We start from the raw sequence: 20,004 nt of genomic DNA on the forward strand, positions 1-20,004 counted from the left end.
GCGCCTCGTCAGATCTCGAAGCTCAGCACCGGGGCCGCCCGGTGGCCGCCGGGCCCGGGCCGATCTTCCGGGGCGGCGACGCCGCCGGCCTGCGCGGGGACGGCCCCGGCCTGCGCGGCGACGACGCCGGGCTGCGCGGAGACGGCCCCGGCCTGCGCGGCGACGGTGGCCAGGTCGAAGAGGGCGCCGAGGCGCAGCGCTCCGGGCCAGCGCCGCTCCAGCCGCTGGTGCAGCTGGACGATCTTCAGCGAGGTGCCGCCGGCGTCGAAGAAATTCGTTTCCCGGTCCCAGTCGCGGTGGCCGAGGACCTCGGCCCACTCGTCGGCGACGGCTCGCTGCACCGGCGTCCAGTCCGGATCGTCGCGGGGCCGGGCCGGCGTCGCGGCTGATGTCGCCCCGAGCCGGGCCAGGGCGGCCCGGTCGAGCTTGCCGCCGGCCGTCAGCGGCAGGGCGGCGACCGCGACGAAGCGGGCCGGCGTCGCGGCGGCGGACACCCGGCGGCGGCACAGCAACCGCAACGATGTGGCGGGCGGTGGCCCGTCGCACACGACGTAGGCCACGAGCGCCGGTTCCGGCTCCTCCTCGACGAGAACAGCAGCGTCACGGACTGCGGGATGCTCACGAAGGACCAGAGCCACCTCACCCGGCTCGACCCGCTGCCCCCGGATCTTCACCTGGTCGTCCACGCGGCCGTGGAAGTCGAGGGTCGCGTCCGGCCGGCGGGACGCCAGGTCGCCGGTGCGGTAGAGGCGCGCGCCGGGGCGGGCCGCGAAGGGGTCGGCCACGAATCGCTGCGCCGTGAGCCCCGGCTGACCCGCGTAGCCGTGCGCGGTGAACGGTCCGCCGACGTAGAGCTCTCCCACGGTCCCGGTCGCGACCTCCCGCAGCGCGGCGTCCAGGACGTACGCGGTGGCCCCGGGCAAGGGCGAGCCGATCGGGACCGGTGCGGCCGGATCGCCCGGGACGGTGGGGTGCGACAGACACGACACGATCGCCTCGGTGGGGCCGTACTCGTTGACCAAGGTGGTGCGCGGGAGCAGACGATAGTGCCGCTCCACCAGATCACCGGTGCAGCGCTCGCCTCCCACGGAGACGTGGACCAAGCTGTCCGGGAGCGCGGCCGCGTGGTCCAGGACCAGCCGATAGTGGGACGGGACGCATTCCAGGTGGGTGCCTCGATGATCGGCGACCAGCCGGGCGGCGTGCTCCGCGTCCGGCAGGCGGGCCTCGCCGGGCAGGACGACGGTGCCGCCCCGGGTGAGCGTCCACAGCGTCGCGCCGAGGCTGCCGTCGAAGGACAGGCGCAGGAGCACCACGAACACGGGCGGCCGCCGGCCGTAGAGCGCGTCCCGGCAGGCGATCGAGGCGGCGAGGTGCGCATGCCCCACCACCACGCCCTTCGGCCGTCCGGTCGACCCGGAGGTGTGGACGACATAGGCCGGAAGGTCCTCCGGCAGGGCATCCGGCAGCGGACCGGTCGGGGACCCGGCGTGGTGGCGGAGGTCCACGGGAGTGAGCCCGGAACCGGGTGCGGCATCCGGCTCGCCGTCGTGGACCAGCACCCGGCACCCGGTGTCCCGCACCAGAGCGGCGAGGTGACTCTCCGGCCGGTCCGGTTCGACCACCGCCCACGCCGCCCCGGCCCGCATCGCCGCCACCATGGCGACCACCGTGCCGGCCGACTGGCGCAGGCGCAGGCACGCCACGTCGCCGGGCCGGACCCCCGCGGCCACCAGCCGGCCGGCCAGCTGCCGGGCCCGCTCCATCAGCCGGCCGTAGCTCACATGGTCGTCGCCCACCACGACCGCGGGCGCGTCCGGCCGGCGGCGGGCCTGGTCCTCGAGGGCCCGCAGCAGGGCGGTCACCGCGCGCCTCCGGTGTGGTCGATGACGCGCATGTAGGACGGCCGGTCGCGCGGCGGCCGGTCGGCGGGAACCGCCAGCCGGAGCTGGTCCCCGTCCCGCCCGGCCACCTCGAAACCGGCGAACCGCAGGGTCACCAGCATGAGGCGGTTCACCGGCGTCGGGACGAAGCGGGCCACCGGCTGCCGGCCGGCCGCGAGGGCCCTGTGCACGAGATGGTCCAGCAGCACCGCTCCCGCGCCCCGGGACACCACCCGGCAGGACATCAGAAGCAGCTCCAGCACCGACTCCGAGGCGGTCAGCCGGGTGACGCCCAGGCCGATCATGCCGTACGAGCCGAAACGGTCGGCCAGCTCCGCCACCGTCACCTCGTGATCCTCCGCGTCACACAGCCGGCGCAGCTCGTCCGGGCCGTACGTGATGCCGGTGCTGTTCAGCTGATGGGTCCGCACAGTCAGCTCGTGGGCGCGGTTCAGATCGGCCTCCGTGCCGGGCCGCACGGTCATGACGAGCTCGAGCGACGCGAGGAAGTCCGCGGAGGGGCCCGCCCACTCCTCCTCGGCGGTGCGGCGCCGCCGGTCGACCTGGTACATCTCGCGCCGCCGCCGGGCTTCCTCCGTCACGATCGGCTGGAACTCCGGCAGCGTGGGCAGGCCGGCCACCGCGGTCGCCGGATAGCAGCGCACGTCCGGCAGGGCCCGGGCCACCTCGGCGAGCTCCACGGGGTCGTTGTCCACGAAGGCCAGCGTGCCGAGGCCGATGTTGAGCGTCTCGGCGATGCGCCGGACGGCGTGGGACTTGTCGGCCCACCCCACCTCGACGGCGCAGAACAGGCCGGCCAGCCCGACGTCGGCCAGATGACGCGTGGCGGCGGCGGGATGGCCCCGGCTCGCCACGGCGTGCAGTATGCCGCGCCGATCCAGTTCACGCAGCGTGGTCACGGCCGCGGCCAGGGGCGCCGGCCGGTCGCCCTCCAGGACGACCCCGCGCCACAGGGTGTCGTCGAGATCCCAGACGAGGCACTTGACGATGCCGGTCATCGCGGGTCCCCATCGCGGTCACGGACCAGCAGGGTGCCGCTCCACGCGGCCACCGGACTGCTGTTCATCACCAGCACGTGTCCGTCCGGTGGCAGCTCCGGCGCCGCCGCCTCCAGGTTGGCCAGCACGTCGATCGGGCCGAGATGTCCGTACCGGGCGAGGTTGCGGGCGCACACGTCCGAGAACCGGACGTCCAGGGCCTCCTGCCAGAAGGCGAGCGATCCGCGGGAGAGGTTCTGCATGAGCAGGCCGTCGAGCTTGCCGGTCGTCAGCCCGTACGCGTCGAGCAGCTCGGTCGTCAGCGTACCGAGGCGGCGGCGGCTCTCCAGGGCGAGCCGGAAGGAGTAGGCCGGCTCGTCGGTGCAGACCTCTCGCCACCGGTCGGCGGGTACGTCGCGGTAGTCGATGCGGAACAGATCGGCGTACCGGCCGTCGGTGCGCAGCGCGTGGTCCACCCAGCGGTAGCGGCCGCCCGAACGGTTCAGCAGGACGGCCGCCCCGGCATCGCCCAGGACCGTCATCGGCGGGCGGTAGCGCCGGGGGGTCGCGGCGAGCGAGCCCATGGCGACGAGCACGTGCCGCCAGGCCGGCCGGCCGCGTAGCATCGCCACCCCGACCTCCAGCGCGGCGGACACCGACACGCAGCCCAGGTCACCGACCGACAAGACGGTGGCGCGAGTGGCGCCGATCCGCTCCTGTACCCGGGTGACCTGCGAGGAGAGCAGGTAGCGGGGCGCGCGTCCCTGGACGAGGACCAGCGCGTCGAGCTCGGCGGCGGGCAGGCCCGCCCGGGCGAGCGCGTCCGCCGCCGCCACGGTCGCGAGCTCGACCTCACCGTCGGGCGTACCGTCACCGGGCGCGGGACGGAATCGGTGCACCCGGTCGATGCCGAGCGACAGCAGGTGGTCACGGCTGCCCGGCGCCAGGTCCGCCAGCTCCGGCAGGTCGCGCACCGCCACGACGTCCGGGGGCAGGTGCAGGCTGACGGGCCCGAGCCACACGGGCTCCCCGGTCACGGCACCGCTCCCGACGGGACCGGCACGTGACCGGGGTGACCGCCGGCGGTCCGGCGATGCTCCCGGATGACGTGGTCGGCGATGTGCATCTCGTTGACCTCCGGGGCGCCCTCGATGATCTGCATGACGGCGGCGTCCCGGAGAAAGCGTCCGACGACGCTGCCCGCGTCGCACCCGGCGGAGCCGTGGATCCGGACGGCGTCGCGGCTGACCGAATCGGCGGTGCGGGCGGCCGCGTACTTCGCGGTGACGGTGGCCGCGAGGAATTCCGGGTCGCCCGCCGTACGAAGGGCCGCGGCCCTCCGGCAGAGCTGCTCCGCCGCGGTGAGGTCGACGAACGAGCGGGCGAGCAGGGCGCGGACGAGTTGGTGGTCGCTCAGCCGCACGCCGCCCTGGACGCGGGCCAGGGCGTGGCCGGTCGCCAGCCGGTGGCACGCCGCCGCCAGGCCGACGCAGCCCCAGGCCACCGTGTACCGGCCGTGATCAAGTGCGGTCCCGGCGACGTGGGACAGCCCGAAGCCGGGTGCGGCGACCAGATTGCCGCGTGGCACCGGCACGGCGTCGAGATCGAGATGCGCGATGTGGGCGGCGCGCAGGCCGAGCTGGTCGCGTACCGGCCGGCGCCGCAGACCCGGGCGGCCGGTCTCGACCAGCACAGCGGCCGGGGCGCCGTCGAGCCGCCCGAGGACCAGCACCACGTCGGCGATCTCCCCGAACGACACCCAGACCTTGCGGCCGGTGACGCGCAGCTGTGATCCGGCGGGCTCGATGCGGGTACGGACGGCGGCCAGCTCGGATCCGGCGTCCGGCTCGGTGGCGGCGAAGGCAGCGACGGCCTCGCCGGAGGCGAACCGGGGCAGCCAGGTCTCGCGCTGACCGGCAGTGCCCCAGCGAAGCACTGCCGCGGCGACCATGCCCTGCACGGTGACCAGCGCGCGCAGAGACGAACACACGCCCCCGGTCCGGGCCGAGAGCTCGCCGACGTCCGAGGCGGAGGCGCCGGCACCGCCGTAGTGGTGCGGGAGGTCGGCGGCGAGCAGACCCGCCCGGCCGGCCTCGCGGATCAGCTCCGCGGGCAGCTGCCGGGCACCGTCCCAGCCGGTGGCACCCGCACGAACGGCTTCCAGGAACACCGCGGCGTCCGCCGGTCGCCCGGTCATCGACGGCCGGCGGCGTCGGTGGCGGCCCGTTTGGCGGCGACGAAGGAAGCGATCGCCGTGGCGGTGCGGAAGTGGGCCAGGTCGAGGTCCTCCGGCTCGACGACCAGCCCGAACCGCGCCTCGACGAAGACGATCAATTGAAGGGCGAACAACGAGTTGACCCGTCCGGTGGCGAAGTAGTCCTCGCCGGGCCCGGGGGCGTCGCCCAGCGCCTCCGCCAGGTAGCTCCGGACCTCGTCGGTCACGCCGTCGTCCGGCGGCCCGGCCGCGGGTGCTCGACTCGTCATGATGGCATTGTGCATCGATGACAGCCTTGGTCCGTGAGCCCGGACAGCGACGCCGTCCGGGGGTAGCCGATCGGCTAGACGGCACTTATCACGGCGTCCCGGAAACGTCCGAGGAAAGGTGGCCCCGCCGCGCGGTCGCATATTAGAATTCCGGTGCTCCGGCGGGACGGCTTCCACTGAACGGGGATGACGCGAATGGACTCCCGGAAATCGGCCGTGACGGTTCGTGACGGCGGGCGGCGGATCGTGACGGTCGCCGACAACGAATTGTCCCGGCGCGGCCTTCACGAGATGCTGCAATCGCTCGATTCCGTGGCCGGCGTCGATTCCGTCATGCCCGCACCGCACGTGACGCTGCCCGAGTCCCGGTTCGACGTCCTGGTCGTCGCGTGCGACGACCTGACCGCCGGTGGTCCGCGCCGGCTGGCGGAAGCGGCCGCCGGCCGGGGCGCCAAGGTGCTGGTGCTCTTCAGCCACCGGACGGGCGACCTGCTCGACCCGGTCACCCGCTTCCCGGGCGACGGCTTCCTGATCACCAACGATCTCACCGAGACGACCCTCGAGGAGGCCCTCGGCCGGATCGCCGGGGGCGAGATCCCGATGCCCGCGGCGCTCACCAATCATCTGCTGAGGGGCGTGACCGAGGGGCCCCGGGGCGCCCGCGCCGACGATCCGGGGCTGACCTCACGGGAGCGGGAGACGCTCCGGCTGATGGTGCAGGGGCTGAGCAACAAGCAGATCGCCCGGCAGCTGCTGATCTCCCAGCACGGCGTGAAACGCCTGGTGGCCAACGTCCTGGTCAAACTGAACTGCGCCAATCGCACCCTTGCGGCGGCCGTGGCGATCAAGCAGGGCCTGGTCGGCGAGGGGGTCTGACGCCGGCCGGGCGCCGCCGGCCCGCAGGCCGACCAGGGCCTGGCCGGTAAGGGGGTCCGGCGCCGACCGGCCCGCGGGGCCTCAGGCCGGGCCGGCCGTCAGATCGCGCGCGATCTCGGCCAGCAGCGGCCCGGGCGCGCTCAGGAAGGCGAAGTGACCGCCGTCGAGCAGCACCGACCGGCAGTCCGCCGTCATCTCCTTCCAGCCACCCATGAGCGACAGCGGGATCTGGTCGTCCTCGCTCCAGCCCACCGCGGTGATGCCGCACGGGAGATCCAGCGGCGCCGGCACGACATAGCGCTTGTTCGCCTCGACGTCCTGGACCAGCAGGTCCAGGCCGAAGTCGAGCAGCGCGTCGGTGGGCGTGCCGCCCAGGTTGGTGATCAGCTCGGCCAGCGTCTCCCGGAGCCCCGCGCGGTCCTGCCCGAGGAGCTTGCCGTACGGCCCGTCGTGCGGGGCGACCTGGGCGGACACGAACAGGCGCCGGGGCACCGGCAGCCCCGCCGCGGCGAGTTGCCGGGTGACCTCCACCCCCGGCAGGGCCCCGCTGCAATGACCGAAGAACGCGAAGGGCCGGTCCAGGTAGGGCACCATGACGTCGATCAGCTGGGCCGCGAGGCGCTCGTAGGACCCGTAGTGCGGCTCCCGGATCCGGTTCTGCCGGCCCGGCGGCTGGATCAGGCAGAGCTCGGCATCGCCGACGCGCCGGGGCCAGCGCTCGTACATCGTGGCCCCGGCGCCCGAATACGGAAAACAGAACAGACGGGCCGGCGCCTGCGGATCAGGCTGGCGCAGCAACCAGTTCGGCTTGGTGGCCGACGATTCAACCATGGGGTGACAACCTGCCTTTCCGGCGCGATGCCGAGAATGGAAAGGGGTGACGGTGCTGTCGTTCTGCCATTGTCACGATATCGGCGGCGCGCCATCCCGTACGGGCGTCCTGCCGTCCAGTGCGGCCGCTATTCCGGCGAGCACCGGGCCGGCGCGGCCGAAAATCGCGAAATGGCCCCCCTCGAGCAGATGCAAGCGGAAGCCGGCAGTGGTCTGTGACTGCCACGGCCGCATCAGGTCCGCCGGCGCGACCGGGTCGGTGCGGCCGGCGAACGCGGTGATCGGGATGTCCAGCGGTGCCTCCGGCCGGAACGTGTAGCACTCGTCGACGGCCAGATCGGCGACCAGGATCGGCCGCATCAGCTGCAGCAGGCGGCGATCGGACAGGACCGTCTCCGGGGTGCCGTTCAGCTCGCGCAGGAAGGCCGCCAGTTCCGGCAGGGGCAGGCCGGCCACGTCGTGACGGCCGGGCGGCAGGTGCGGGGCGGGGCGGCCGCAGACGAACAGGTGCACCGGCGCCGGGCCGCCGGTGCGCCGCAGCTCGCGGGTCACCTCATAGGCGCACAGGGCCCCGGTGCTGTGGCCGAGAATCGCGTAGGGCCCGGGCACCGAGGCGGTGATCTGCTCGGCGAGCTCACGGACCAGCGGCCCCACCCGGGTGAACGGTGCCTCCCCGTACCTTCCCTCCCGTCCCGGCGGCTGCACCGGGCAGACGGCGACGCCGCCGGGCATCTCGCGCGTCCACGCCCGGTACGCCGACGCCCCGGCGCCGGCGTGGGGCAGGGTGAGCAGCCGCATCGGCGCGCCGGGACCGGTGCCGAAGGGAAACCACGGGTGCTTCGCCACCGTCGTCACCCGCCTCCGTGCCGCGGGAGTTCGTCCGCCCGTTCCTCGACGACGGCCGGCGGGGGCATGTGATCGGTGATGCGATGGGCAACCGTGCTCACTGCTCGTCTCCCGTGGGTAGTCGTCCCCCGCGTCCTCTGTCCGTCGTGGTGGCTGTGCCGGTCCGCGCCCGCGCTCGCACGCACCCGGCGAGCACGGGGCATCGGGCGACGCCGTGCGGCCGGCCCGATCCGGCGGAGACCCCCGGAAGCTCTCGTGGCCGCGGACCGGCACCGGCCCCGCCCCGGGCCCGCCGGCGTTCGGCCCGCCGCTCACGACAGCTCCAGAATCATCTCCGCCGTGCTGGGAACAGCATTCGACAAATGTATTTATGCATTTCTCAGCGCATCCTGATCGACCGTCCGGCGCGGGACGAATGTTGATCAGGAAGTGCGGAGTGAAGGCCGGCCGAGCGGTGCGAGACGCGAGTCGGTCCGGCCGTGAAAGATCCCGTTGGGCGCTCACATTGCCATAACGCGTACGGACTCGCCAGCCATTACCCGCCGCTGCGCGGGCCCTCCGGGTGAGTTGGCGCAGCTCATCCCGCGCAAAGAAATTTTCGTCGTCCGCCGCGCCCGGGAACCGGCGCCCGCCGTGCCGGGGCCTACCCGCCTGCCCGGTCCATGCGCCCCTGAGCTGCCCATATGCGGTGATCAAGGCGGATCGAGGGTGGTTCCGGGGCATCCGGCGGGCTCGCACCGCGCGATGTGCCCGAGGGGCTCGGCGGCCCGGCGGCCACCCGTGGGGGAGGCGGCGGCCCGGACTGTCCGATATGGATGCCAAGCCCTTGCGGGCAATTGTCGAGAGGGGTCGGATGATCAATCTATTCAAGATCCGGAAGACGCGAATGGCACAGTGATATACGTCACCTTTTAATGTTGTGAACATTTGTCAGTGTCTATTGACAGAGGCTTTTGGGAACACAACGATCAATCTGCCGCTACGTGGAGCGTCAGCTACGCGGCGTGACATGGCCGGCCGACGAAAGGCGGAAATCGCGGTGGAGCATGGCGAGGGGGACGCGATGCGGGAGGCGAATCCGGACTGGCGGGACGCCACCATCAACGATCTGTTCGACGCCCAGGTACGCCGGCGGCCCGACGCGGTCGCGCTGCGCTTCGACGGGCAGGATCTGACCTACCGGGAGCTCGACCTGCGGGCCGATCTGCTCGCCCGGCACCTACGGGATCTGGGTGTGGGCCCGGAGGCCGCGGTGGGAGTGTTCTTCGAGCGGTCGTTCGAGATGGTGATCGCCCTGGTCGGCATCCTCAAGGCCGGCGGTGCCTATGTTCCGCTGCACCAGAACGAGCCGCCCGACCGGTTCCGCTACATGCTCGACCAGGCCGGCTGCCGGGTGGTCCTGACCCACGACGCCCTGGCCGGGCGGATCCCCGATGTCAGCGCGACGGTGGTGAACCTCGACCACGAGCCGGCCGGAACGCCCGGCGCCGCCCCGGTCGCGGGGACGAGGAGTCCGGACAACCTGGCTTACATCTGTTACACGTCCGGCTCCACCGGCCTGCCCAAGGGCGTGGCCGTGCGGCATCGGGGCGTCGTACGCCTGGTGCAGGACGGCGACTATGCCTCGCTCACCGAGGACGAGACGTTTCTTCAGCTCTGCTCGCTGCGGTTCGACCCGTCGGCCTTCGAGATCTGGGGGGCGCTGCTCAACGGGGCCCGCCTGGTCGTCTACCGGCCCGGTCCGCCGGCGCTGCACGAGCTGGCGGACTTCCTCGAGGCCGAGCGGATCACCACCCTCTGGATGACCACCGGATTGATGCACCGCATGATCGACGGTCATCTCGACCGCCTGGGCGGTCTGCGGCAGTTCCTCGGTGGCGGCGAGGCCCTGTCGCCCGTGTTGATGAACCGGCTGCACCGCGCCTATCCGGAACTGCTCATCGTCAACGGGTACGGGCCCACCGAGGACACGTGCTTCACCTCGTGTCACGTGGTCTCGGAGGAGGTCGGCGACACCGTCCCCATCGGCCGCGCGGTCACCGACACCCGGCTCTACGTGCTCGACGAGCAGCTGAAGCCGGTGCCCGACCACGAGTGGGGCCTGCTCTACACCGCGGGCAGCGGGCTCGCGCGCGGATACGTCGGGCGCCCGGGGCTGACCGCGGAGCGGTTCGTGGCCGACCCCTTCGTGCCCGGCGAGCGGATGTACGCCATCGGGGACCTGGCCCGGCGCGTGGCGGGCGGGGTCCTCGAGTTCCGCGGCCGGCTCGACGACCAGGTCAAGGTGGACGGTTATCGCATCGAACTGGGGGAGATCCAGGCGGTGATCGCCGGGCAGCCCGAGGTGAGCGAGGCGGTGGTGGTCGCGCGGGAGGGCCTCACGCCCGGCCGCAAGATCCTGGTCGCCTTCGTGGTGCCGGTCGGCGGAACCGAGGGGCTGGTGGCGAAGGTGCGCGTGGCTCTGCACCGCAAGCTACCGGCCTACATGCACCCGGCGGCGATCATCGAGATGGACGCCTTCCCGGAGACGCTCGGCAACAAGATCGACCGGAAGTCGCTGCCCGCTCTCGAACAACTTCCCCGCGACGTGGACGCGGAGTTCGAAGCGCCGCGTACGCCCGTCGAGGCGCTGCTGGCCGACTTGCTGCGCGACGCGCTGGCGGTGCAGGACGTCGGCGTCCACGACGACTTCTTCGAGCTCGGCGGCAGTTCGCTGGTCACCATGGACCTCCTGGCCCGGGTCCGGGAAGTGTTCGACGCGGACGTCCCCGCGGCGGAGTTCTTCGCCGCGCCCACCGTCGCCGGACTGGCCGCCCTGATCGAGAAGTACGCGCCGCACACGAACGCCGCGGAGCCGCAGTCCTGGTTGCCGGCGAAGAGCGGACCGGCCCGGTGACGAGCCCTCGTTTCGCGACGCTGGCGGTGCGCGGGTCGTACGACCACGAGGAGGCGATCTCCCACCACGGATCGCTCAGCGAGCCGGCGTACCTGACGACCGCGCAGCACTTCGACTCGGCGGAAGCGATGCGCGCCACCGCGGCCGGGGAGCGGGAAGGCTGGGTCTACGCCCGGCGCGGCAACCCGACGACCGGTCACCTCGAGGCGACCCTGGCGGCGCTGGAGGGTTACCAGACCGGCGCCGAGGTCACCGCGGCGGTCACCACGACCGGGATGGCCGCGATCTCCCTGGCGACGAGCGCCTTCCTCGGCGTCGCGGCCGGCGCCGAACCCAACATCGTCGCCTCACCCGCGTGCTACGGCTCGACCGTCATGGTCTTCGACCGGCGCTACGGCGACGAGCGTGGCGTCTCCGTCCGCTGGGTCGACGACCCGTACTCGGTGGAATCCTGGGAGCGGGTCATCGACCGGAACACCCGGTTCCTCTTCGCGGAGTCGCCGTCCAATCCGATGGTCCAGCTCGTCGACATCCCCGCGCTGGCCGCGCTCGCCCGCGAGGCCGGGATCCCCCTGATCGTCGATGCGACGCTGGCCACGCCGGCGTTGCTGCGCCCGCTGGCCCTGGGCGCCGACATCGTCGTCCACTCGCTGACCAAGGCCGCCGGCGCCAGCGGCCGGAGCATGGGCGGCGCGGTGATCGCCCGGCGCGGTCTTCGCTTCCGTGGTCAGCCCGCGGAGATGACCGAGGACTTCGCCCGTTACCTGCGGCTCGGCCCGATGCGTGACATGGGCAGCGTGCTCAGCCCGTTCCACGCCTGGACGCTGCTGGCCGACATCCGCGAGCTGCGCACCAGGGTGGACACGATGTCGTCCGGCGCGCTGCGCGTCGCCGAGCATCTGGCCGGGCGGGACGACGTCGCCGAGGTCTTCTACCCGGGCCTGCCGGGCCACCGCACCCACCACCTCGCCCAGCGCGACATGTGGCTGGTCGACAGCGGTGGTCCCGGCCGCGATCCGGTGAACCGGTTCGGGTTCCTGCTCGGCTTCCGGCCGGCCGGTGGCGTGGCGGCCGCGCACCGGGCGCTGGACCGGCTCCGTCTGGTCTGGCGGGCGAACAACCTCGGCCAGGTCAAGAGCACGGCGACGATTCCCGCGATCGGCACCCATCTGCAGGTGGGGGCGGACAGCCCGGTGCCGGCCGACATGATCCGGCTGAGCGTCGGCGTCGAGGACGCCGGCGACATCATCGATGACCTGGACCAGGCGCTGACCGGGGGCGACGGGCCCGTCCGGCGTCCGGCCGGGCGAGCCCAGTGAGGAGGTGCGCGGCATGGAGACCGACCTGGCCGAGGTGTATCCGCGGCGGGTGGTACTCGTCTCCCCACCCCGGACCGGTTCGACCGCGGTGGCCCGGCTGCTGTGGCAGCACCCACTGATCACCCACCATTGCCACGAGCCGTTCGAAGCCTGCTACTGGGGCGCTCAGGGCCCCGAGTCGGTGGCCGCCATCCTGAACAACCCCATGCGGGTGGCCGTGGGCGACCGGGTCAGGCTGACCGAGGTGCCGCCCGGCAGCGGCTTGCTGATCAAAGAGATGAGCTTCCAGCTGTCCACCGGCCAGTTCGACGAGCTGGCCGGACTCGCCACCGCGCCACCGATCTTCGTCATGTCCGATCCCCGGTTGTCCACCACGTCGCGGCTCCGCATCGTGCGGGAGTTGACCCAGGCGTCGACGTTCCCGCCGTTCGAGAGCGGCTGGCCCTCGCTGGCCGCACAGGTGGCCCGGTGCCGCGAGCGTGACCTGCCGTACGTGCTCATCGACTCGGAGGATCTCCGGGCCGACCCGGCCGGCATGGCCGCCGCGCTGGTGGCGGCGCTGGGCCTGCCCTCGCGGGCGGGGCTGGAGGAGTGGTCGCCCCGGCCCGGGTTGCAGCTGGTCGCGCCCGAGGTGGGGGCGCTGATGGGTAGCTCCCGGCGGACCGACGACCCGTTCTACCGCAAGGTTCTGAGCAGCACCGGCGTCCAGCCCCGCGCGCGCGTGGACTGGGACCGGGAGGAGGCGATGATCGCGGCCGCCGGCCTGTCCGACGAGGTCGAGGCGTGGCGGGACATCCATCGGGCGTTGCGCGCGGATCCGCACCGGCTCGGCGTCCCGGCCCACGCCACGACCGAGCCGTAGCCCTCCGGCGCGATGTCCGGACCCACCACCTCCCGGCCGGGACCACCACGGTCATCGGGCGCCCCGGCCGCGCCACCCCGGATTCGTCTGATGGGAGCCATCGACCATGTCTCACGCCCCTGAGACCCGGCAGACCCTCGTGCACCCGCGCGGCGACGACGATGTCTCCACGCCGCGCACGATCCCCGAACTGTTCGCCGCCGTCGCCGGCTCCCGGCCGGACGCGGTGGCGCTGATCGGCCCGGCGGGCCGGCTGACCTATGCCGAGCTCGACCGGCTGGCGGAACGGCTCGCGACCGCCCTGGTGGCCCGGGGCATCGGCCCGGAGAGCCTCGTCGCGATCAGGGTACGGAACCCGATGCACAGCATCGTCGCGATGGTGGCGGTGACGCGGGCCGGCGGCGGCTATCTCGCCGTCGACCACACCTACCCGCCCGACCGGGTGCGGTTCATCCTGGCCGACGCGCAGCCGGCGCTGATCCTCGCCGACGAGGCCGATCCGGGCGCCGAGCTGACCGCCGGCCGGCCGGTGCTGACGTTCCGGCCGGACACGGAGGAAGGCGGCGACGAGTCGCCGGGCGGCGAGCGCCGGGCGGCGGGACCACGTCCCGGGAACCTGGCCTACGTCATCTACACCTCGGGATCGAGCGGCGTACCCAAGGGCGTGGCCGTGTCGCACACGGGCATCGAGACGCTGGTCCGGGAGCAGTCCGAACGCTTCGGTCTCGGCCCGGAGGCCCGGGTGCTGCAGTTCGCCTCCCTGAGCTTCGACGCCTCGGTCTCCGAGATCTGGGTGACCCTGCTGGCCGGAGCGACGCTCGTCTGCTCCGACGGTGAGCGCATCCTCCCCGGCGAGGACCTCGTCCGGCTGGTCGAGCAGTTCGCCGTCACCCATGTGACGCTGCCACCCTCGGCGCTGCTCGCGATGACTCCGGAGGACCTGCCCGGCACGACGATCATCGTGGCCGGCGAGGAATGCCCGGCTCATCTGGCCGAGCAGTGGGGCCGGACCCGGCGTTTCGTCAACGCCTACGGTCCCACCGAGACGACGGTGTGCGCCACGATGAGCGATCCGCTCGACGCGGCCTTCGTGCCGATCGGTCGTCCGCTGGCCGGTCGGGATGTGTATGTGCTGGACGGGGTGCTGGGTCTGGTGCCTGCTGGTGTGGTGGGGGAGTTGTTCGTCTCGGGTGTGGGTCTGGCGCGGGGTTATGTGGGCCGGGCGGGTTTGACGGCGGAGCGGTTCGTGGCGGATCCGTTTGCCGGTGGTGGTGCGCGGATGTATCGCACGGGTGATCTGGTGCGGTGGGGTGCGGGCGGGGTGCTGGAGTTCGTCGGCCGGGCCGACGCACAGGTGAAGATCCGCGGGTTCCGGGTGGAACCGGGCGAGGTCGAGGCCGCTCTGCGTGCCGCCACCGGGGTGGCCCAGGCGGTGGTCGTGGCCGAGGGCGAGGTGGGGGCCAGACGCCTGCTCGGTTACGTGACGGCCGAGCCCGGTGCGGTGGCCGACGGCGACGGCCTGCGCCGTTCGTTGTCGGCGGTGCTGCCGGATTATCTGGTGCCGGCCGTGATCACGGTGCTGGAGCGTTTCCCGCTGACCGGCAACGGCAAGGTCGACCGCGGCGCGCTGCCGGTGCCCGCCGGCGTCGTGGTGGCGGGGCGGCGTCCGCGTACGCGTTCCGAGCGGGTGCTGTGCGAGGCGTTCGCGGAGGCGCTCGGCCTGGAGTCGGTCGGCATCGACGCCGACTTCTTCGATCTCGGCGGCGACAGCATCCTGGCCATCAAACTGATCTCCGTCGCGAGGAAGGCCGGCCTCGCTGTCAAGCCGCGGGAGATCTTCCGGCAACGGACGGTGGTCCGCCTCGCCGCGGTGGCCGGCCGGGCGAAGGAGGCCCCGGCGGACGCGCGGTCGGACAACCTCGGCGTCGTCCCCGGCACACCGATCATGAACTGGCTCGCGGAGCGCACCGGCGACCTGCGCGAGTTCCACCAGTCCATGGTGATCCAGGTGCCCGCCGGGGCATCCCTGCCGGCCCTGGCCGGGGCGCTGCAAGCCGTCGTCGACCAGCACGACGCGCTGCGGATCCAGGTCGTGCGGAACGGACCGGACGAGGCCTGGGACGCGGAGGTCCAGGCCCCCGGCCACGTCGACGCCGCGGCCTGCCTGATCCGTACGGACATCCGGGACCGGACACCGCGGGCCCGGGCCGCCGTTCTCGAGTCGGCCCTCGCCGCCGCGCGCACCCGGCTGGACCCGGAAGCCGGGGTGATGCTGCAGGCGGTGTGGCTCGACGGCGGACCCCAGCCCGGGCGGCTCCTGCTCGTCGTCCACCACCTGGCGATCGACGGAGTGTCCTGGCGCATCCTGGTGCCGGATCTCCAGGCCGCCTACGAGGCCGTCGACCAGGGCCGGGAGCCGGTCCTGCCCGCGGTGGACACGTCCCTGCGCCGATGGGCGCACCAGCTGCGGGCGGAGGCCACCGATCCGGCGAGAACCGCGGAGGCCGCCTTCTGGCAGGCGCTCACGGCGGTGGACGGGCCCGAGATCGGACGGCGGCCGCTCGATCCCGCGGTCGACACCGCCGCCACGGCCGGAAGTCTCACCACGGAGGTGTCCGCGGACGTCAGCACGGCGGTGCTCGGCGCCGCCCCGAAGTCGATCCGGGGCAGCGTCAACGACGTGCTGCTCGCGGGTCTGGCCGTCGCGGCCGGCCGCTGGCTCGCCCGGCGGGGAGCACACGGCCCCCTCCTCGTGGACGTCGAGGGTCACGGCCGGGAGGACATCTTCCCCGACACCGATCTCTCCCGGACCGTCGGCTGGTTCACATCGCTCTACCCGGTCAGGCTGGACGCCACGGACGACGGAACCGGCGGCTCCGGCGTGGCCCGCGCGTTGCGGCGGACGAGGGACCATCTCCGGGAGATTCCCGACCACGGTATCGGCTACAGCATCCTGCGCTACCTGCCGGGCCCGGCCCAGGAGTCGTTGCGCTCGGGCGCCCGCGCCCAGGTCGCTTTCAACTACCTCGGACGGTTCCCCGAGCCGGCACAGGCCGACTGGCAGCCCGCCGCGGAGGCCGGCAGTGTGATCGAGGGCGATTTCGGACCGGACCAGCCGCTGGCTCACGCGCTCGAGATCGGCTGCGTGACCCTGGACTCCGCCGGCGGGCCGCGGCTCGTCACCACCTGGACGTGGCCCACCGGGGTGCTGGACCGGGACGACGTGGCGGAGTTCGCCGCCGACTGGTCGCAGGCGCTGACGGACATCGCGCGCCATGTCTCCGGCGCGCGCACTCCCGCGGACTTCCCGCTGGTGCACCTCGATCAGGACGCCGTCGACGCCCTCGGCTCCCGCTTCCCAGCCCTGGAGACCGTCCTGCCCCTCACGCCGCTGCAGGCCGGGCTCCTGTTCCACTCGCTCTACGACGAGCGGGGCGAGGACGTCTACATGGTCCAGCTCGGCGTCCGGCTGCGCGGCGACCTCGATCCCGAGCGGTTGCGATCCGCGGTACAGGCACTGACGGTGCGGCATCCGGCCCTCCGGGCTCGCTTCGTCCACGACGGCCTGCGCGAGCCCGTCCAGGTGATCCCCGGGGCGGAGCCGGTGCCCTGGGAGACCCGCGACCTGCGGTCGCTGCCTCCGGCCGGGCGGGAGGCGGCGTACGCCGCACTGAGCGTCGCCGAACGGACCCGCCGGTTTCGGCTCGGCCTCGACCTTCTGCTGCGTGCCGTTCTGGTGCGGATGGACGACGACGATCATCGGCTGCTGCTGACCAGCCACCACCTGACCTTCGACGGCTGGTCCTCCCAGCTCATGATCCGTGACCTGCTCGCGCTCCACGAGGCGGGCGACGGTGATCCGGCCCTGCCGGCGGCCCGGTCCTACGAGGACTACCTGGTCTGGCTGTCCCGGCAGGACCACGCGGCCGCCACCGCCGAATGGCGCGCGGCCGTGGCCGGGCTGAAGGAACCCACCCTGGTGGCCGGCGACCACCGGCCCGGGGCGCATGTCACCGAGCGCCTCGAGCTGACCCTGACCGAGGCCGAGACCGCCGGCCTCACCACTGCCGCCCGGTCGGCGGGCCGTACCCTCAACGCGATCTTCCAGGGCGCCTGGGCCCTGGTCCTCAGCCGGATCACCGGTCGGCACGACGTCGTCTTCGGCACCACGGTGGCCGGCCGGCCCGCCGATCTGCCGGGCATCGAGGAAACGGTCGGCCTGTTCATCAACACATTGCCCGTCCGGGCCGACGTCCGCCCGGACCGGCGCGTCGACGACGTGCTGGAGAACGTGCAGGACGAACAGGCACGGCTCATGGAGTTCCCGTACGTCAGCCTCAGTCAGGTCCAGGATCTGTCCGGCCATCGGACGCTCTTCGACACGCTGCTCGCCTACCAGAGCTTCCCCGCCGGTGGCGACGGGGGGAGCAGCGGCGACCCGTCGTCGATCGACCTCACCGGCATCGACGGGTACGACGCGACCAACTTCCCGCTGGAGCTGGTCATCACCCCGGGAACGCGGGTCGGGCTGCAGCTGAACTATCACCGGCCGGCGATCGCCGACGAGCTCGCCCACCAGATTCTCCCGCTGTTCCGGCACGTGCTCGTCCAGGTCGCCGCCCGCGGCTCCGACCCGGTCGGCCGGCTGACCCTGCCCGCTCCCGACCAGGCCGAGGCACTCCTGGCGCTGGGCCGCGGACCCGGGACGCGACAGCCGGCACCGAGCGCCGGCGTGGCTGAGGCGATCAGCCTGATCGCCGCGCGGACGCCGGACGCGGTCGCTGTACGGCACGCCGGCACCACGCTGACCTACGCCGAGCTCACCCGGCTGGCCGGCGCTCTGGCCCGGCACCCGGCGCTGGCCCGGCTGCCCCGCGAAGCCCCGGTCCTGGTGGTGCGGGAACGCACGCCGGGCCTCGTCGTCTCCCTTCTCGCCGTGGCGGCGGCGGGCGGCGCCGCGCTGACCGTGGACCCGGGAACGCCCTCGGACCAGCTTCGCGACATCCTCGAGGAGCTCGCGCCGGCGGTCGTCCTGACCGGCCCGGACCGGTCGCGTCACGACCTTCTCCAACCGTTCGTGGACCGGGGCACAACGACCGTCGTCGCCGTGGACGAGGATCAGCTCACGGTTCCCGCGGACGGCACCGTCGAGGTCGCACCGGTGCTGCCCGGGCAGCTGCTCGAGGCCGGCCGTACGCCCGGGATGACCGGCACGACCCACGGCGCCCTGCTCCGGTGGGCGGCCGACCCCGGGTGGGCCGACCGGCGGCCGACGGTGCTGATGCACCGCGCGCCGGCAGCGGCTTCGCTGGCGTTCGAACTGTGGATACCGCTGCTGCAGGGGGGCGACGTCGTGCTGGCGCCGGCGGGGGACTCCGGCTCGCACCAGCTGGGCCGATGGGTACGGGAGTACGGCGTCACGCGCCTCGGGGTCCCGGCCGACCGGTTCGGCCTGCTCGCCGCCGACTGCCCCGGTGACTTCGCCGGGCTCTCGGAGCTGTGGACCGAAGGGGGCGTCGTGCCGGCGGACGCCGCTCGCCGGTTCCGGGCCGCGGCGCCTCAGGTCGTGCTCCACCACGGCTACACGACTCCCGGGGTCACCGGCTTGACCACCGCCCACCGGGCAACGGCGGACGATCCCCGGCCCGTGCTGCCGATCGGTCGTCCGCCGGCCGGTCGGGATGTGTATGTGCTGGACGGGGTGCTGGGTCTGGTGCCTGCTGGTGTGGTGGGGGAGTTGTTCGTCTCGGGTGTGGGTCTGGCGCGGGGTTATGTGGGCCGGGCGGGTTTGACGGCGGAGCGGTTCGTGGCGGATCCGTTTGCCGGTGGTGGTGCGCGGATGTATCGCACGGGTGATCTGGTGCGGTGGGGTGCGGGCGGGGTGCTGGAGTTCGTGGGCCGGACCGGCACGCGAGCGCGGACCCCCGGGGCGAGGACGGAGGAGCAGAGGAGTCCGCGTACCTCTCGTGAGCGCCTGGTGTGCGAGGCGTTCGCGGAGGCGCTCGGCGTGGAGTCGGTCGGTGTCGACGCCGACTTCTTCGACCTCGGCGGCAACTCGTTCGCCGCCATGCGGCTGGCCGACCGCCTGAACCGCGAGTTGAACACCACGACGAGCATCCGCGACATCTTCGAGGCCCCCACGGCCGGCCGGCTGGCGGCCCGGCTGACCGGCGGCGACCGGCCGGGAAGCGGTGCGTTCGACCCCGTCCTGCCGATCCGCCCGGCCGGCGAGGGACCGGCCATGTTCTGCGTCCATCCCGTGGCCGGTCTCGGCTGGAGCTACGCCGGGCTGCTGCCGTACGTTCCCCCGCGGGTGGCGATCCACGGCCTCCAGTCCCGCGGGCTGTCCGACGAGGCCGGCGCGCTCCCGGCCGACGTGGACGAGCTGGTGACCGACTATCTCGACCGGATCCGCCGCACCCGGCCGCACGGTCCCTACGTGGTGCTCGGCTGGTCGTTCGGCGGCCGGGTGGCGGAGATTCTCGCGGCCCGGCTGGAGGAGCGGGGCGAGCGGGTGCTGCTGGTCATCCTGGACGCGGCGCCGGAGGTGACCGGCCACGACACGGACGGCACCTTGGAAGGCGCGGCCCGGGCCCTGCTGCGGCTGGCCGGACACGACTGCGACGCTCGCGGCTGTCGTGCCGGGGATCCGCTGGAGCACGTGACGGCCGTCCTCGCGGAGCCGGCCGGCGGACTCTCGGCCATTCCGGCTTCCCACGTGCCGCGTGTCCTGCGGGTCACCGCCAACAACCTGAGACTGACCTCGTCGCTGCGGCCCGCCCGTTTCGACGGGGAGAGTCTGCTGTTCCTCGCCGGCCGGTCGGAGGCGGATCCGGAGGCCGTGGCCCGGTCCTGGCAGCCGCATCTGGGCGGGCCGGTCCAGGTCCACTTCGTCGACGCCACCCATGACGACATGACCGGGGCCGATGCCCTGGCCGCCCTGGGCAAGGTGCTGACACCGGCAATCGAAGGCTTCGCGGCACAGGACGCGAACCGCTGAAGGAGGCAA

At 73.1% G+C, this 20,004-nt stretch carries 12 protein-coding genes; 5 read left to right on the forward strand and 7 right to left on the reverse strand.

Features of this window, described 5'->3' with window-relative positions:
- Positions 1 to 8: 8 nt before the first annotated feature.
- From RAN62_RS28985 to RAN62_RS29005, 5 genes are read right to left on the reverse strand one after another with little or no spacing between them, the layout of a single operon-like run.
- The gene (locus RAN62_RS28985; protein WP_305787967.1) at positions 9 to 1,865 is read right to left on the reverse strand and encodes a non-ribosomal peptide synthetase; all 1,857 of its coding nucleotides are present in this window, start codon (positions 1,863 to 1,865) and stop codon (positions 9 to 11) included.
- Positions 1,862 to 2,902 carry an HAD-IIIC family phosphatase gene (locus RAN62_RS28990; protein ID WP_305787968.1) on the reverse strand — a complete coding sequence of 347 codons (1,041 nt, stop codon included), beginning with the start codon at positions 2,900 to 2,902 and terminating at the stop codon, positions 1,862 to 1,864. The genes RAN62_RS28985 and RAN62_RS28990 overlap by 4 nt, the downstream gene beginning before the upstream one ends.
- The gene (locus RAN62_RS28995; RefSeq protein WP_305787969.1) at positions 2,899 to 3,918 is read right to left on the reverse strand and encodes a hypothetical protein; all 1,020 of its coding nucleotides are present in this window, start codon (positions 3,916 to 3,918) and stop codon (positions 2,899 to 2,901) included. Before RAN62_RS28995 ends, RAN62_RS28990 begins: the two co-directional genes overlap by 4 nt.
- Positions 3,915 to 5,078, reverse strand: a complete 1,164-nt coding sequence (locus tag RAN62_RS29000; protein ID WP_305787970.1) for an acyl-CoA dehydrogenase family protein — start codon at positions 5,076 to 5,078, stop codon at positions 3,915 to 3,917. Before RAN62_RS29000 ends, RAN62_RS28995 begins: the two co-directional genes overlap by 4 nt.
- A complete protein-coding gene (locus tag RAN62_RS29005; RefSeq protein WP_305787971.1) occupies positions 5,075 to 5,365 on the reverse strand; it encodes an acyl carrier protein in 291 nt (96 codons plus the stop codon). Before RAN62_RS29005 ends, RAN62_RS29000 begins: the two co-directional genes overlap by 4 nt.
- A 195-nt stretch (positions 5,366 to 5,560) precedes the next feature.
- Between RAN62_RS29005 and RAN62_RS29010 the strand changes: the two genes are divergently transcribed.
- Positions 5,561 to 6,241 carry a LuxR C-terminal-related transcriptional regulator gene (locus tag RAN62_RS29010; protein ID WP_305787972.1) on the forward strand — a complete coding sequence of 227 codons (681 nt, stop codon included), beginning with the start codon at positions 5,561 to 5,563 and terminating at the stop codon, positions 6,239 to 6,241.
- 81 nt (positions 6,242 to 6,322) lie between these two features.
- On the opposite strand, the gene RAN62_RS29015 is transcribed toward RAN62_RS29010, so the two are convergent.
- Entirely contained in the window at positions 6,323 to 7,072 is a 750-nt protein-coding gene (locus tag RAN62_RS29015; protein WP_305787973.1) for a thioesterase II family protein, read from the reverse strand.
- A gap of 72 nt (positions 7,073 to 7,144) precedes the next feature.
- Positions 7,145 to 7,927 (reverse strand): thioesterase II family protein, encoded by a 783-nt coding sequence (locus RAN62_RS29020; RefSeq protein WP_305787974.1) that lies wholly within the window; start codon positions 7,925 to 7,927, stop codon positions 7,145 to 7,147.
- A 1,054-nt stretch (positions 7,928 to 8,981) separates the two neighbouring features.
- On the opposite strand from RAN62_RS29020, the gene RAN62_RS29025 reads away from it, so the two are divergent.
- The 4 genes from RAN62_RS29025 to RAN62_RS29040 all read left to right on the forward strand — a co-directional run bounded on the left by RAN62_RS29025 (position 8,982) and on the right by RAN62_RS29040 (position 19,995).
- Entirely contained in the window at positions 8,982 to 10,814 is a 1,833-nt protein-coding gene (locus RAN62_RS29025; protein WP_305787975.1) for a non-ribosomal peptide synthetase, read from the forward strand.
- A complete protein-coding gene (locus RAN62_RS29030) occupies positions 10,811 to 12,133 on the forward strand; it encodes a trans-sulfuration enzyme family protein (RefSeq protein ID WP_305787976.1) in 1,323 nt (440 codons plus the stop codon). The genes RAN62_RS29025 and RAN62_RS29030 overlap by 4 nt, the downstream gene beginning before the upstream one ends.
- Before the next feature lie 13 nt (positions 12,134 to 12,146).
- Positions 12,147 to 12,995, forward strand: coding sequence for a hypothetical protein (locus tag RAN62_RS29035; protein WP_305787977.1), 849 nt, complete (start codon positions 12,147 to 12,149; stop codon positions 12,993 to 12,995).
- A gap of 106 nt (positions 12,996 to 13,101) precedes the next feature.
- Positions 13,102 to 19,995, forward strand: a complete 6,894-nt coding sequence (locus RAN62_RS29040) for a non-ribosomal peptide synthetase (RefSeq protein ID WP_305787978.1) — start codon at positions 13,102 to 13,104, stop codon at positions 19,993 to 19,995.
- Positions 19,996 to 20,004 lie beyond the last annotated feature (9 nt).

It is taken from the genome of Symbioplanes lichenis, from assembly GCF_030709675.1.
In the GTDB taxonomy this organism is placed as follows: Bacteria; Actinomycetota; Actinomycetes; order Mycobacteriales; family Micromonosporaceae; genus Actinoplanes; species Actinoplanes lichenis.

Bases quoted from the DNA above. Each gene is read 5' to 3' on its own strand.
- RAN62_RS28990 (WP_305787968.1), bottom strand. From the start codon at position 2,902: ATGACCGGCATCGTCAAGTGCCTCGTCTGGGATCTCGACGACACCCTG.
- RAN62_RS29000 (WP_305787970.1), bottom strand. From the start codon at position 5,078: ATGACCGGGCGACCGGCGGACGCCGCGGTGTTCCTGGAAGCCGTTCGT.
- RAN62_RS29005 (WP_305787971.1), bottom strand. From the start codon at position 5,365: ATGACGAGTCGAGCACCCGCGGCCGGGCCGCCGGACGACGGCGTGACC.
- RAN62_RS29010 (WP_305787972.1), top strand. From the start codon at position 5,561: ATGGACTCCCGGAAATCGGCCGTGACGGTTCGTGACGGCGGGCGGCGG.
- RAN62_RS29015 (WP_305787973.1), bottom strand. From the start codon at position 7,072: ATGGTTGAATCGTCGGCCACCAAGCCGAACTGGTTGCTGCGCCAGCCT.
- RAN62_RS29025 (WP_305787975.1), top strand. From the start codon at position 8,982: ATGCGGGAGGCGAATCCGGACTGGCGGGACGCCACCATCAACGATCTG.
- RAN62_RS29035 (WP_305787977.1), top strand. From the start codon at position 12,147: ATGGAGACCGACCTGGCCGAGGTGTATCCGCGGCGGGTGGTACTCGTC.
- RAN62_RS29040 (WP_305787978.1), top strand. From the start codon at position 13,102: ATGTCTCACGCCCCTGAGACCCGGCAGACCCTCGTGCACCCGCGCGGC.